Source organism: Clostridium neonatale (genome assembly GCF_900465025.1).
GTDB classification, from domain to species: Bacteria; Bacillota; Clostridia; order Clostridiales; family Clostridiaceae; genus Clostridium; species Clostridium neonatale.
On the sequence record NZ_UICR01000003.1, the window covers coordinates 321,773 to 337,291 of the forward strand.

A 15,519-nucleotide genomic window follows, 5' to 3' on the forward strand; every position below is an offset into this window, starting at 1 on the left:
AATATTTATTTGCCTTCTTTTAGTGAACTTATAATATCCCTTAATTCAGCAGCTCTCTCAAACTGTAAGTTTTTAGCTGCTGTCATCATTTCATTTGTATATTCTTTGATTAATTTATCTCTTTCCTTCTTTGTAAGCTCTTTCTTTGATTCTCCAGTATTATATTCTTCAGACTCTTCTGCAACCTTAGTAGCTTCTATAACTTCTCTTACATCTTTTATAATTGTTCTTGGAACAATTCCATTCTGTTCGTTATATTCTCGCTGTATTTTTCTTCTTCTTTCAGTTTCTTTAATTGCCTTATCCATAGATTTAGTTATATTATCTGCATACATAATTACTTTACTCTCTGAATTTCTAGCTGCTCTTCCTATTGTTTGTATTAAAGAAGTTTCTGATCTTAAAAATCCTTCTTTATCAGCATCAAGTATAGCAACTAAGGCTACTTCTGGAATATCTAGACCTTCTCTTAAAAGGTTTATTCCTACAAGAACATCGTACTCTCCTAATCTTAGATCTCTTATTATCTTCATTCTTTCTATGGTCTCAATATCTGAATGCATATACGTTGTTTTTACTCCAAGTTCAGTCAAATATTTTGTTAAATCCTCAGCCATACGTTTTGTTAAAGTTGTAATTAATACTCTAAATCCTCTTTCAGTTGTATTCTTTATCTCACCATATAAATCATCTATTTGTCCTTTTACAGGTTTTATTACAATTTGTGGATCTAATAATCCTGTTGGACGTATTATTTGTTCAGCAATTTCTTCTGAATTATCTATTTCATATTGAGATGGTGTAGCACTTACAAATACAACCTGATTTATTTTCTTTTCAAACTCTTGAAACTTTAATGGTCTATTATCATATGCACAAGGAAGCCTAAATCCATATTCAACCAATGTATCCTTTCTAGATCTGTCGCCTGCATACATTGCTCTAACTTGCGGTAATGTAACATGACTTTCATCTATAAACATTAAGAAATCTTCTGGAAAGTAATCTAATAGTGTTTTTGGTGGAGTTCCAGCACCTCTTCCATCAAGTATTCTAGAGTAATTCTCAATTCCACTACAATAACCCATCTCCCTAATCATTTCAATATCAAAGTTGGTTCTTTGCCTTAACCTTTGCGCTTCCAGCAATTTATCTTGTGAATTAAGTTCTTTTAATCTATCCTCTAGCTCTCCTTCAATAGCTCCAATCGATCTTTCTAAAGTTTCTTTTGAGGTAGCAAAGTGAGATGCTGGTGTTATTGCTACATGATTTCTTTCCCCAAGTATAGTCCCAGTTAAAACATCAAACTCTCGTATTCTATCAATTTCATCTCCAAAGAATTCAACTCTTATCCCTTTGTTAGAGTACGATGCAGGAATTATATCTAAAGAATCACCTCTTACTCTAAAAGTACCTCTTGAAAAATCTATGTCATTTCTTTCATATTGTATTTCTATAAGCTTTTTAATTATTTCATCTCTTTCTTTTTCCATTCCGGTTCTTAGACTTATTGTTAACTTTTTATATTCATCCGGATTACCAAGTCCATATATACATGAAACTGATGCTACAATTATTACATCTCTTCTTTCAAAAAGAGCAGATGTGGCCGAATGCCTTAGTTTATCTATTTCATCATTTATAGATGCATCCTTTTCTATAAATGTATCAGTTTGAGGTACATATGCCTCTGGCTGATAATAATCATAATATGATACAAAATATTCAACTATATTTTCTGGAAAAAACTCTTTGAATTCTGAGCATAGTTGCGCTGCTAATGTTTTATTATGAGCTAAAATAATAGTTGGTCTTTGTAATCTCTCTATTATATTTGCCATGGTAAATGTTTTTCCCGATCCAGTTACACCAAGCAAAGTTTGCCCTCTATGGTCAGCATTAATAGAATTAACAAGCTTATCTATAGCTTGTGGCTGATCTCCAGTTGGTTTAAATTTTGAGTGTATTTTAAATTCACCCATGGGTTTCCCTCCATTCGAACAAATATTCGCCTATTCTAAATATATTTTACTTTTCATATCTAGTTAAGTCAATAAATTATATTCTTATTATTGTCATAAATTTTATAATTATATATTTATAATAAAACATATTTTTATTATAGATAATGTTATCCACATAAGTATTATGTATAATTCATACTAAATAAAAATAGTAACTACTTTAAAAATAGCTACTATTCTTTCTTTTCTTTATTTATGTTTTCTAGCACTTCTTTAAAATTAACATCATTTATTTCTACTATTTCTTCTTTTTTAACAGACTTTGGTACTAATACTACTCCAAGCCTGTTACCTTTTTTATGCCTAAATTTAACTTTTTTTAAGTCTCCGCTTGGGTCCATTACATTAAAATCAGCATTATATAAATTTTCTCTTATTATATTATAAAGTTCTGTTTCTGAATTGAATTTTTCATTATTTACATCTAATATTGTACTTCCTGTTCTTATTCCAAAGTCATTAAATTTAGATTCTTCTGAAATCTCTAATATCATTAATCCTTGATTATTACTCACATACTTTGGCGTTCCTTTTTCTTCTTTCATTGCTTGAATTCTTAACATAAATTCATGTGCTAATGGAGCAAAAATAACAACTATTATTTCTCCAATCAAGCCAAATCTAGCTATCTGACATACTACTGTTAATAGTATTCCAAAGGACAATATATGTACTCCTGATGAAATCGCCTTTTCTCTTTTGCTTTTAGTGAAAGTAACAGATGAATATCCTATTACTCCAAATAAACTTAGCAGACTTATCCCTAAGCTTCCCGCAAAAATCAAACTACTAGGTGTTTTTACAATAGGCCACCACATGGGCATATCTGTTATTATATCTGCATTAAATAATCTTACTCCATTACTAGAGAGAACAATAAAAATTGATATTGGCATAATCCAATATCTCTTAAAAGAATACCCCCCTAATATTTTTCCATCTCTTTCTGTGAAAACAGGAATAGCCCCTCTATCACCATCAACCATAACTAAAAAACCTTCAACTATATGCATAATTCCAACAAACATCATTAAATACATCACATTAACCGTCAAAAAAGTTTGTCCATTAAAACCAACTCCAAAATAGTTAAGTAATTTAATAACTATTGATATCATTCCTAGAATTGCTCCTGAATAAGAAAAGCATATATACCTAGGGGATATTACCATAAGGATAAGAGAAATATAAAATATAAGTATTATACTTGAATTTGCATTAAAAACTATTCCAAGCAAACCAAGTAATATACTCGCTATAACTCCACCTATAATTCCTAATACAATTTGAGATAGCGTGAGTTCAATTGCTGAATTCACACTACCTCCTGAAATCATCTTTTGCATAAGTATTATTTTTTTATTTTTATTATAGAAATAAAAAATAATTATTGATAATAATAATAACGTTGAAGGAGTCAATAATGTCTCTGATAATTTCAATAATACTTGCATTATTAAATTCATTAATTTGTCCTCCGACTTATATTTTTTCTTTAATTTTTTCTATTGCAAAATTTAATTGCTCATCTTTGCTTTTGTCATAGTCTGCTTTATTAATATCTTCAGTAATTTCGACTTCAAAGTCTGGGGTTATGCCCTTTTTATGAATATTTTCACCATTTGGAGTATAATATTTAGAAACTGTAACTTTTAGCCCACCAATTCCATTTTTAAATTTGAAAGGCTGCTGAACTATTCCTTTTCCAAAGGTTGTTTTTCCAACTATAGTTGCAGCCTTATAATCTCTTAAAGCTCCTGTAACCACTTCTGAGGCACTAGCACTTCCATTGTCAACCAAAACAACTAACGGCATTCCTTGTGCAATTCCTCCTACCGATAATGATTCGTTTTTATTTTCATATTTGTCTATTGTATATGTTATGACATTATCTTTAGGTATAAATTGGGATGCAACTCCAATAGCTTCTGATAGAAGTCCTCCTGGATTATTTCTTAAATCAAGTATTAATCCTTTCATCCCTTTATCTTCTAATTCTTTAATTTTATCTTTAAAATCACTAGCTGTATTTTCATTCATAAAAGTATCAATTTTTATATACCCAATATTAGAATTAACCATTTCACCTTCTAAGGATTTAATTTTTATCTCTTCTTTTTTCACTTTAACATCAAAAGAATTTTCATCTTTTCTTTTGATAGTCAATTTTACTTGATCTCTTTCTGGTGAAGTTATATATGATACAGCTTCATTTAGCTGTTCTCCTGAATATACAGTACCATCAATCTTCTCAATTATATCCCCAGAAAGCAATCCTGCCTTATCTGATGGAGAATCTTTGATTGGAGCTATTATAACTATTTTATTTTCAATTGCTCCAACTTGAACACCTATTCCATCAAGGGAACCTTGGCTTTCTTTCATTAATTTATCAAACTCTTCTGAATTTAAGAATACTGTATATGGATCTCCTAATGCATTCGTCATTCCTTTTATTGCACCTTCTAGCAATGCATCGTCATTTATCTCTCCATCATACTTTTTTAGTAAAGTATCCCTAACCATAAATAGTGATTCATATTTTTTCGTATCACTCATAAGCTCTGAAGAATTCTCAACTTTATTTGAAACACTGGTAAAATATCTACCTCTACTTGCTAAATAATTTCCCAGTAATAATGATGAACAATTAGTAATAATCAAAATAGCTACAATTATTAGTATTAGTTTACTTTTTGATTTTTTACTATTATTAATTTTATCGTTATTACCTTCACTCACACTTAAAGACTTCCTTTCTTCAATAACCTACGCTGATACCTATTATATTATTGATATTTAAACTTAAATATCTAAATATCAATAATTAATATAATATTAATATTTTCAAAACCAACTAATATTATACCACTAAGAATTTTCTTAATGAAAGTCCACTAGCAATTCCTCCAATTAATAATCCACCAATTGTGAACTGCCATATTATTGTTGTAAGTACGTATGATGCAGGCACTAAACTTACAAAAGCTAATTCTTTTGCTAATAATGAGAAGACTCCATTATACGCAAAGAATAATGCAATACATGATAACAGTGCTCCCGAAAGGCCTATTACCATACCTTCAATTATAAACGGCCATCTAATAAACCAATCAGTAGCCCCTACAAATTTCATTATTCCAACTTCTCTTCTTCTTGAATAAACTGTTAACTTAGTTGTATTCATAATTAAGAACACTGAAACTCCTATTAATATAATAAATAAGCCTAATCCAACTGCTCTTATTCCTTTAACAACACTAATAATTTTATCAACAACCTCTTGTTGATTGTTAATTTGATCTACACCTTCCATATCTTTAACTGCATTAGTAACATTTTCAGAATATTCAGGCCCCTTCAATTTAACTGTGAATGAACCAGTAAAAGGATTGTGCTTTAATGAATATCCTTGCATTAATCCATCATTTTCTCCCATACTTTCATTCATTTCTTTAAATTCATCTTCTTTTGATTTGTATATTACTTGATCTACACCTTCAATTTCTTTTAATCTAATTTCTATTTCTCTTTGATCAATAAGTTTAATATCCTCTTTAAGAACAATCTTAAGATCAATCTTATTTTGTACACTGTCTATACCTTTATTTATATTATTAGCTAATAATACAAATATACCCAAAACGAAAAATGTTATAAGCACAGTAATTACTGAAGCGATACTGATAGTTTTGTTTCTCTTTAAACTTTTAAAAGCATCTTTAATATAATATGTAATAGTATTAATTTTCATCTTCGTACTTACCTCTCTTCTCGTCTCTAACGATTTCTCCTTTTTCAATAGCTATAACTCTCTTCTTCATGTAGTCAACAATTTCTTTCGCATGGGTAGCCATTAAAATTGTAGTTCCAGATTTATTTATATCGTCAAGAAGCTCCATTATTTCCATTGCTGTATCTGGATCTAAATTACCAGTTGGTTCATCGGCAATTAAAACTGACGGATTATTTACCAATGCTCTAGCCAATGAAACCCTTTGTTGTTCTCCACCAGACAGCTCATTTGGGAACATTTTATACTTATGTGATAACCCTACTAAGGATAACACCATTGGAACTCTTCTTCTTATTTCTTTTGGTGATGCTTCTACAACTCTCATTGCAAATGCAACATTTTCATATACATTAAGTGTTGGTATTAGCCTAAAGTCTTGAAATACCATACCAATTTTTCTTCTATAGTAAGGTGCTTGCTTTCTTGTTATCTTTGTTAAGTCCTTGTCATTAACAATAACCTTTCCATTTGTTGGTTCAATTTCTTTTAAAATCATTTTTATAAATGTTGATTTTCCTGATCCACTTGGTCCTACTAAGAATACGAATTCTCCTGCTTCTATTTCAACATTAATATCAGATAAAGCTTTTACATTATTATCATAAATTTTAGATATTCCTCTAAATTCAATCATGATTAGACACTCCTTTATTTATGTAGGATTTCTACAATTTCTAAACTAAAGTATTCTACCTTTTAATACATAATTCACAAAGTTTTTTGTATATATTACATTTTGAATGCAAATCTACAACAATCATTATATCATAATAAGTATTTTTAATGTTATACAAATTTATTAAATATTATATGAACTTTTACTAAATACGATAAAAAAAATAATACCCCTTTATGATCTAACATATATCATGGGTATTATTTATATTTCTTATATAAAATTATTCTTGTTCTATATTCCCAAATCCTTCACCAAGTACTTCATGAACTTCACCAACTGTAATAAAAGCTCCTGGATCTGTATCTATTATAAACTTCTTTAATTTTATAAACTCATTTCTATTTAATACAGCATAAATAACACTCATATCTTCCTTTGTATAGGCTCCTGTACTTTTCAAAAATGTGCAGCCCCTATCTAACTGAGTCATTATATATTCACTAATTTCTGTATTTTTCTTACTTATTATAAATATGCTTTTGCAAGCATTAAATCCTTCTATAAATCTGTCAATCAACATTCCTAGAAGTATCACACTTAACATTGCATATAAACCAGCATCTATTCCAAAAACTAAAATACTAGCGAATGTTATTACAAAATCTACAACTAATAATGACTTTCCAATGTCTAAGTGAAAAAACTTATTTAGAATCTTAGCTAAAATATCGGTTCCACCAGTTGATGCATTTTCATTAAATACAATTGCCATTCCAATAGCTGAAATAATTGTTCCAAAAACTGTTGCCATTAATAAATCACTTGTTATAGCAATAGGATTAAAAAATTTTTCTATAATCCAAATTATTACCGATAACCCTAAACTGGCATATATGGTTTTTCCTCCAAAATTTCCACCAATAAATGCAAAAGCAACTAAAAATAAAGTTGAATTAACTACCAATGTAATTAATCCTATAGACAATTTTGGAAAAATTGCATTGATAACTATAGCAGCTCCTGTTACTCCTCCTGCTGCTAAATTATTTGGTGAGAAAAAATATTCTACTCCAATAGCTACCAATATTATTCCTATAGTTATTAGCGTATACTCCTTTAATATTAAATTTTTCATTTTTCTACCCCCTAGTTTATAAGATATTATTTATTTTTTCTCAATTAATCTATTATTATGCTAATTACAGATACATTTAAATAAATTTTTCTATAAAATAAAAATACAAAACACGCAAGCTATTTCTACTTACGTGTTTTGTATTTTTATTTATTTGATTTTCATTCTAATCTATTTTTTTAAAGAAATAGCCTTTTTACTATGCTCAACTATTGCTTGAGTTGTCAAACCATACTTTTCTAATAGTTCACCTGGTTTCCCACTTTCACCAAAAGTATCTTTTATGCCTACCTTTAAAACTGGTACTGGAACTTCTTCAGTAATAACTTCCGATACTGCTGATCCTAAGCCTCCAATTACGCTATGCTCTTCAGCTGTAACTATTGCACCTGTTTCCTTAGCTGCTTTAACTAACAATTCTTTATCTATAGGTTTTATAGTATGTATATTTATTACTCTAGCACTTATTCCTTCTTTAGACAAGTCATTTTTAGCCTGTAAAGCTAAATCTACCATCATTCCAGTAGCTACTATTGTAACATCGTTACCATCTTCTAACGTTACACCTTTTCCGATTTCAAATTTATAGTTTTTTTCATCGTTTATTGTATTAACAGCTAATCTTCCTAATCTTACATAGCAAGGTCCTTTATAATCAGCTATTGCTAAAATTGCTGCTTCTGTTTCAACAGCATCAGCTGGATTTATAACTGTCATATTAGGTATACTTCTCATTAATGAAATATCTTCAACAGATTGATGTGTAGCACCGTCTTCTCCTACAGTCAATCCTGCATGCGTAGCACAAACTTTTACATTTAAATTAGGGTAACATATTGAATTTCTTATTTGTTCAAATGCTCTTCCAGCTGCAAACATTGCAAATGTACTAACATATGGTACTTTTCCACAAGTTGAAAGCCCAGCAGCAACTCCCATCATATTTGCTTCCGCTATTCCCATATTAATAAATCTTTCCGGTGCAACAGCTTTAAAATCAGCTGTTTTAGTAGATTTTGATAAATCCGCATCTAAAACAACAACATTTTCATTAATATTTGAAAGCTTTACTAATGCTTTTCCATAAGCCTCTCTAGTTGCTATTTTATTTTCCATTAGTTTTCCCCTCCAATTTCCTTTAATGCAATTTCACATTGTTCCTTACTAGGAGCAGTACCATGCCATGATGCTTCATTTTCCATGAATGATACGCCTTTTCCTTTGATTGTTTTACAAACTATAGCTGTTGGTTTATTCTTTGCATTCTTAGATTTTTCAATTGCATCTATTATTTCATCATAATTGTGTCCATCAATTACTATTACATTCCATCCAAATGCCTCAAACTTTTTATCTATTGGAGATGGATTCATTACATTTTCTGTATTACCGTCTATTTGAAGTCCATTAAAGTCAATAAATGCCGTTAAGTTATCTAACTTATAGTGTGCTGCTGACATTGAAGCTTCCCAAACTTGACCTTCTTCAAGCTCTCCATCACCTAAAATTGTGTATACCCTATAATCTTTTTTATCTAATTTTCCTGCCAGCGCCATGCCTACTGCTGCTGATATTCCTTGACCTAATGAACCTGTAGACATATCAATTCCAGGTAAATCATTCATATTAGGATGTCCTTGAAGTCTAGTTCCTGTTTTCCTTAATGTTTTTAATTCCTCAACTGGAAAATATCCTTTTCTAGCTAGTGCACTATATAATGCCGGTGCAGCATGGCCTTTTGATAAAACAAATCTATCTCTATTTGGATCCTTAGGATTCTCAGAACTTATATTCATTTCTCTAAAAAATAATACTGACATTATATCAGCTATAGATAATGATCCGCCCGGATGTCCTGATGCTGATTCTGTAAGCATTGATACGATATCTTTTCTAATTAGCTTTGATATTTCTTCAAGCTGAATTTTATTATTCATTGCTTTACCCCCTGATAATTATTGTAATTATTTTTATTATGCTACTTTTCAATATTTTTATTCTATCATATAAAATTAATTTTGTATACACTATTCGTTTATGTGATATACTAATTCTTCATTACAGACATTAAATATATCATATTCATCTATTGAATATACACTAATCACATATTCATTATATAGCTAAACATCAAAAGACTGATATATTCTCAGTTCTAAGTAATTTCACATACTACAAACCATAATATACCAGTCTTTTATATTAACTATTCTTATCGCTTTTTTTTACATCATCAAGATCTAAACTAATTATAAGAGCCTTATTAACTTTTCTCATATCTCCCTCTGTCATATGTCCAATCTTTTCTTTTAGTCTCCGCTTGTCCAAAGTTCTTATTTGTTCCAATAGCACAACGGAATCTCTATTTAAACCATATTCTTCTGACGAAATTTCAACATGAGTAGGTAATTTAGCTTTATTAATTTGAGATGTTATAGCAGCTACAACAACTGTAGGGCTATATCTATTCCCAATATCATTTTGTATTATAATCACAGGACGTATACCCCCCTGCTCTGATCCTATTACAGGACTTAAATCTGCATAAAAAATTTCTCCTCTTTTTACTACAATATTGGCCATATAATTAATCACACTCCGCAAATCCAAGCCTCATACTCATCAACATCATCTAACATGTATTCACATCCTGATTCGGAATACTCTAAGTTCAATTTAGCCATATATTCATAACCCTTTTTCATTTTTATTTCAAAATCATTTAATATGATTTCATCATTATATAATATTAAAGAATTATTCATAACTCTACTATTTTTTTTAATTTTTTCATAACAGCTAGCTGACATATTTTCGCCTCCATAGTAGTAAAAATCTGTATACTACGATTATATTGCAAATTATGTCATTTTGTCAAAGTATTTATCCTTTGTTGTCTTATATTTTATGTATTTTGGCTATATAAATATTGATGAAGGCTATTTTATCTTGAGAACATAAGTAAAATGTATACTTATGTCCCCCTTTATATAATTCATTATTTATCGTATATCATAAAATGTATTAATTTACTATGTAACAAGATATACTTGTACTAAAATAAATTTTCATCTAAAGTTTTTTCATATTTAAAGTTTTTATATTTTATCACAACTCTTTCTTCATCGTTTTCATCTAATATTCTCAACATAACAGGAATTTTTTGTTTCTTATCAATATAAAATTCTCCTTTGCTTAAATGCTTATTATTGCTATTATATTCAATGTTGACCTTTAAATATTCACCATCTCCCCATTCTTCTTTTAATTCAGAAATAGGGCTACTCATTTGATTTGACATAATATTTTCTATAAAAGCTAAAGGATAAATTATATCTAGATTTTTATCTAATGTATACTCATCATCATTTTCTTCAACTTTAATTTCACTACCATTATATACTTTTATTCTTTTATAATAATCTTGAAATTCAATTCTAGATCCCTTATCAAACCTATAATACTGTGTTGTTTCTTCTGTAAACTCGTCTCTAATATTTTTAAATGTATAACTAACATCACAACTATACATTTTAATATTTTTCAATCCATTTAATATATCTTCATTTGATGGAGTAATAATCTTTCTACCTAATATTATTCCACATATTATAATAATAGGAATCATTACTAACATAATACTTATAATAACTTTTTTATTTAACTTCATATTCCCTCCAAGATTAATTATTACCTTAGTAATATTATGAAAAATCTTGGGAATTTATTCTACTTTTATTATTTTACCAATTTATCTATATAACTCGGTAGATTATTTATGATATCTCTCGCATTTACTATGTAATTACTTTCACTTAGTTCATCTCCTATATATCCATGAATATACGCTCCAATCAAAGTCGATTCTAGTATTTTAGATGTTTGAGATAAAAAAGCATTAATTATTCCCGTTAAAGAGTCTCCCATTCCTCCTGAAGCCATTTTACTGTTTCCTGTAGTATTTATATACGTACTTACACCATCCGAAATCACAGTGTTATATCCCTTTAATAGAACGACTATTTTATATTTTTCAGCTACTTTCTTAGCTATGCTAATTCTGTCCTTTTCTACCTCTTCAATTGTCATTCCTAGAAAATTTGCCATTTCACCTGGATGAGGTGTAATTACCCCTCTTCCTTCTAACCTCTTTAAAAGTTTTTCATTTTCTTTAATTATTCCTATTCCATCCGCATCAACTATTATCGGGCACTTACTATTAGTAATAATATAATCAACCATTTCTTTTACCTTGATTCCATTTCCTATTCCTGGTCCAATTGCTATGGAATCTGCTTTACCTATTAAATCATATAATTTGTCATCCTCATAATTAATAGTCATAGCTTCAATTAGTTTTGTAGCTATTTGTCCTTGTACATTTCTATCACATATTAACGTTGTTAACCCTGCCCCTGCTCTTACTGTACATTCTGTTGTTATATACGCTGCACCAGAAAACCCTTCACTTCCTGCAAATATCAGTGCCCTCCCATAGTTTCCTTTATGTCCATATATCTTTCTCTTTGGAAGCATTTTAATGTATTCGCTCTTCTCTAAAATATGTACGGCTTCAGTATTTTGCTTCTTAATAATATCAGGTATACCTATGTTTAAAACTTTCAATTTACCAATATATCTTAAGGCATTATAATTTAAAAATCCTCTTTTTATTACTTCAAATGTATATGTACAATCCGCCATTATAGCAATACCTTTTTCTAATCCAGTATCACAATCCAATCCTGATGGAGCATCTATTGAAATTATTTTATTAGCATTTTTATTAATAGTATAAATTATTTTTTGAAAGATTCCTTCTATATCCCTAGATAATCCTACACCAAATAATCCATCAATAACAATATCATACTTATTTATATTCAGCTTAACTTCATCATCTATCTGAGATTCATTACATATGAGTGTTATCTTTTGTTCATCAAGTATTTTTCTTAATATATCATAATTTATCATGAAATCATTACTATAATTCTTATCTTTAGCTATTATAAAAACTTTTACATCCTTTCCAGCCAATACCAAATGCCTGGCTAATGCTAATGCATCACCTCCATTATTACCTTTTCCACATATTATTAGAAAACTGTTTCCTAAATTTTTTATTTCATTAAAAATTGAAATTGCCGCATTTTCCATGAGTATGATACTAGGAATATTAATTTTTTCTATAGCTTCTTCATCTAACCCTTTACATTTATTTACAGATAAAATTTCAAGCATCTACATTTCCTCCATAATTGAATATGCTATAGCGTTGTCTTTACTATGTGATATGCTAACATGAATTTTAAAATTTCTTTTTCCTATAATCTCATAAATCTTTATACTTAAATTAACTATTGGCTTTCCCAAATTATCTCTCAAAATCTCAATATCCTTTAAACCAAATTGCCTAAATCCACTTCCTAACGCTTTGCTTACAGCTTCTTTTGCCGCAAAATTTCCTGCTATAGTATTTGCACTTAATTTTTTCGTTCTAAAATACTCTATTTCTTTTTCTGTGAATGCCTTTTCTAAAAATCCATCTGTTCTACTAACAGCCCTTTTAATTCTATCTATCTCTATAATATCTATTCCAACACCAATTATCATTTATACTCTTCTCCTCTCTAGTAATATATTACCACAGAGAATAAATATTATTATATTAATTGTGCTTCTTTCGATAATTCCATATCAAATTCATATGCATGTTCATCAACAAATTCACCTAATATATCTACCAAGTGTATAGGTGATACTTCATACTTACATAAATTCATGACAATCTGCTTTACTTTATGTCTTTGAGTAGATACAAGCTCTATGTTATCCTTTTCTTCTTTTATCTTTGTTAGTCCTTTATAATCTTTTCTTTCTACTTCTACCCCATATGCATCAAACCCACAGTATTGACTCTTAGTTATCCTATAAAAATATCTTAATTCAATTTCCTCATTTTGTCTAACAACACTATACTCTTCTAAAATCCTCATAACAAAACACCCCTTAATTTTTTTCTTACCTAAATATTAACATAATAAAAAATAATATGTTGTCAAAGCATGTACCCTCTCATAATAATTTGATTTATTTTTATTGACAATAAACTATTTAAACCTTCTTTTTTAACATATATAATACTTAATATTATTTATATTTAGTATTTATTTTTGTCGAAACATAAATAACTTGTATTATAAAATATAATTATAGATTTTCATTATATATGAAAAAAAGAAGCAAAATGCTTCCTTTTTCCATCTCATAATCCCATAATATTATTTTACCATACCACAATTGAAAAACAATTTAGATATCGTTTACATCTTTATTATACCACATTTTTTCTCAACTTCAACAGTATTTCAAAAAATTATTTAAATCTGAATTTTTTTCTATTATATACAAATTTAATATATATAAGTATATAATAACCAAAAATACATTTACTATCATACACTTACATATATTGTATAAAACTTTAATTATCTTCTGTTCCTGTTTGTTCTCTTTTGCCACTAATAAATTTAAAATCTTCAGCTACAACTTCTGTGATATATTTTTTATTTCCTTCATTATCTTCATAACTTCCTGTTCTTAATCTTCCGCTTATAGTTATATAGTTACCTTTTTTAACATACTTGCAAACTATCTCGGCTTTTTTCCCCCATACTCTAACTGGAATAAAATCCGCCTCTCTAGACCCATCTGATAACTTAAAATTTCTTTGAACCGCAATAGTAAACTTCGTATAAAGCTTATCTCCATTTTCTGTGTGTCTTAGTTCAGGGTCTCTAACAAGTCTTCCCATAAGTATTATTTTATTCATATTAAACCTCCTGAATATTTATTTTCTAAAGTTATATCCAAATTTACATATAATATTCAGAAGTAATTATATTTTATTCTAATCTTTTTTGTTATTCTTAACATGTGTTATAACACAATTGATCTCTACTCCAAAAATAAAAATTAATGAAACAAGAAATAACCATGTCATAAGTATAAATACTGCTCCCAAACTTCCATAGAATCTTGAAAAATTTCTAAAGTTATTGATATAGTATGAAAATCCTAATGAGGATGCGCCCCATCCTATAGTACTAAAGATTGCACCAGGTATAACTTCACCCCATGCCAATCTTTTAGCCGGTGCCAATCTATATATAGCTGCAAAAATAAATATCATAATTAAAAACATAAGTGCATATCTGAAAGCAACCCATATAAATACTATAATATTATAGAACGGAAATATTGTTTCCAAATACCTTCCTATAACTCCACCAAAAACTAATATAGCTAGTGCTAATAAAATAATTATAGCTAATGCTAATATTCCTAACATAGATATAATAGATCTCTTTATAAATGATCGTGTTTCTTTAAAATTATAAGCCTTATTTACGCCCTTTATGACTGCTCTAAAACCTGATGAGGCAGTCCATACAGATAATAAAATAGATGCTCCTAATAATCCTGTATATTGTTTATCAAATACTTCATATACTATTGACTTCGTTAATTCAACTATACTTTCTGGAAGAACTGCATGCAATGCATTTAAAACATCCTCTGAACCGAAACTACTAAACCCAACTAAGGTTACTAAAAATATCATAAACGGAAAAAATGATAAGACTAAATAATATGCTAACTGAGAAGCTAATGCAAATATGTCATCATTCTTAACCTTAACTATAAGATGTATTAGAAAATTTATTTGACTTCTTATAGCTGATTTCAAATTTCTCATTTAATCACCATTTTCTTAATGTATTCTCTCTTAATATTTATACTATCCATACAGTAATTATATATTTATATTAATCTAGATTAATGTATTAAAATTATATAATAAAATGGTTGCAATTAAAATAATTCAACTCTAAAGATTAAGCTATACTATGTTAATAGTATAGCTTAATCTTTAAATGTA

16 protein-coding genes are annotated in these 15,519 nt (G+C 28.6%); all 16 read right to left on the minus strand.

Going from position 1 to position 15,519, the window contains the following annotated elements:
• Positions 1-5: 5 nt before the first annotated feature.
• Complete coding sequence (uvrB, locus tag CNEONATNEC86_RS19635) at positions 6-1,982, minus strand: excinuclease ABC subunit UvrB (RefSeq protein ID WP_125147824.1); 1,977 nt, start codon at positions 1,980-1,982, stop codon at positions 6-8.
• 215 nt (positions 1,983-2,197) lie between these two features.
• Entirely contained in the window at positions 2,198-3,490 is a 1,293-nt protein-coding gene (locus CNEONATNEC86_RS19640) for a signal protein PDZ (protein ID WP_159136717.1), read from the minus strand.
• Between the two features lie 16 nt (positions 3,491-3,506).
• Positions 3,507-4,766 carry a S41 family peptidase gene (locus CNEONATNEC86_RS19645; RefSeq protein WP_058296831.1) on the minus strand — a complete coding sequence of 420 codons (1,260 nt, stop codon included), beginning with the start codon at positions 4,764-4,766 and terminating at the stop codon, positions 3,507-3,509.
• Between the two features lie 121 nt (positions 4,767-4,887).
• Entirely contained in the window at positions 4,888-5,778 is an 891-nt protein-coding gene (ftsX, locus tag CNEONATNEC86_RS19650; protein WP_058296832.1) for a permease-like cell division protein FtsX, read from the minus strand.
• Positions 5,768-6,454, minus strand: a complete 687-nt coding sequence (ftsE, locus tag CNEONATNEC86_RS19655; protein ID WP_058296833.1) for a cell division ATP-binding protein FtsE — start codon at positions 6,452-6,454, stop codon at positions 5,768-5,770. The genes ftsX and ftsE overlap by 11 nt, the downstream gene beginning before the upstream one ends.
• A gap of 265 nt (positions 6,455-6,719) precedes the next feature.
• On the minus strand, positions 6,720-7,574 hold the full coding sequence (locus CNEONATNEC86_RS19660; RefSeq protein ID WP_058296834.1) for a YitT family protein: 855 nt from the start codon (positions 7,572-7,574) through the stop codon (positions 6,720-6,722).
• A gap of 171 nt (positions 7,575-7,745) precedes the next feature.
• Entirely contained in the window at positions 7,746-8,690 is a 945-nt protein-coding gene (locus CNEONATNEC86_RS19665; RefSeq protein WP_159136718.1) for a transketolase family protein, read from the minus strand.
• Positions 8,690-9,511: a transketolase gene (locus tag CNEONATNEC86_RS19670; RefSeq protein WP_058296836.1), complete on the minus strand. Its 822-nt coding sequence runs from the start codon at positions 9,509-9,511 to the stop codon at positions 8,690-8,692. Before CNEONATNEC86_RS19670 ends, CNEONATNEC86_RS19665 begins: the two co-directional genes overlap by 1 nt.
• Before the next feature lie 265 nt (positions 9,512-9,776).
• Complete coding sequence (locus tag CNEONATNEC86_RS19675; protein WP_058296837.1) at positions 9,777-10,157, minus strand: type II toxin-antitoxin system PemK/MazF family toxin; 381 nt, start codon at positions 10,155-10,157, stop codon at positions 9,777-9,779.
• Between the two features lie 8 nt (positions 10,158-10,165).
• Entirely contained in the window at positions 10,166-10,384 is a 219-nt protein-coding gene (locus CNEONATNEC86_RS19680) for a hypothetical protein (RefSeq protein ID WP_058296838.1), read from the minus strand.
• Between the two features lie 245 nt (positions 10,385-10,629).
• Entirely contained in the window at positions 10,630-11,244 is a 615-nt protein-coding gene (locus CNEONATNEC86_RS19685) for a germination lipoprotein GerS-related protein (RefSeq protein ID WP_058296839.1), read from the minus strand.
• 68 nt (positions 11,245-11,312) lie between these two features.
• On the minus strand, positions 11,313-12,818 hold the full coding sequence (locus CNEONATNEC86_RS19690) for a bifunctional ADP-dependent NAD(P)H-hydrate dehydratase/NAD(P)H-hydrate epimerase (RefSeq protein ID WP_058296840.1): 1,506 nt from the start codon (positions 12,816-12,818) through the stop codon (positions 11,313-11,315).
• Complete coding sequence (acpS, locus tag CNEONATNEC86_RS19695; RefSeq protein WP_058296841.1) at positions 12,819-13,190, minus strand: holo-ACP synthase; 372 nt, start codon at positions 13,188-13,190, stop codon at positions 12,819-12,821. It lies immediately after the preceding gene.
• A gap of 50 nt (positions 13,191-13,240) precedes the next feature.
• Positions 13,241-13,573, minus strand: a complete 333-nt coding sequence (locus tag CNEONATNEC86_RS19700; protein ID WP_058296842.1) for a DUF6514 family protein — start codon at positions 13,571-13,573, stop codon at positions 13,241-13,243.
• Positions 13,574-14,061: 488 nt separating this feature from the next.
• A complete protein-coding gene (locus CNEONATNEC86_RS19705; protein WP_125147828.1) occupies positions 14,062-14,409 on the minus strand; it encodes a single-stranded DNA-binding protein in 348 nt (115 codons plus the stop codon).
• Positions 14,410-14,487: 78 nt separating this feature from the next.
• Positions 14,488-15,336: a YihY/virulence factor BrkB family protein gene (locus tag CNEONATNEC86_RS19710; RefSeq protein WP_159117099.1), complete on the minus strand. Its 849-nt coding sequence runs from the start codon at positions 15,334-15,336 to the stop codon at positions 14,488-14,490.
• Between the last annotated feature and the right edge of the window lie 183 nt (positions 15,337-15,519).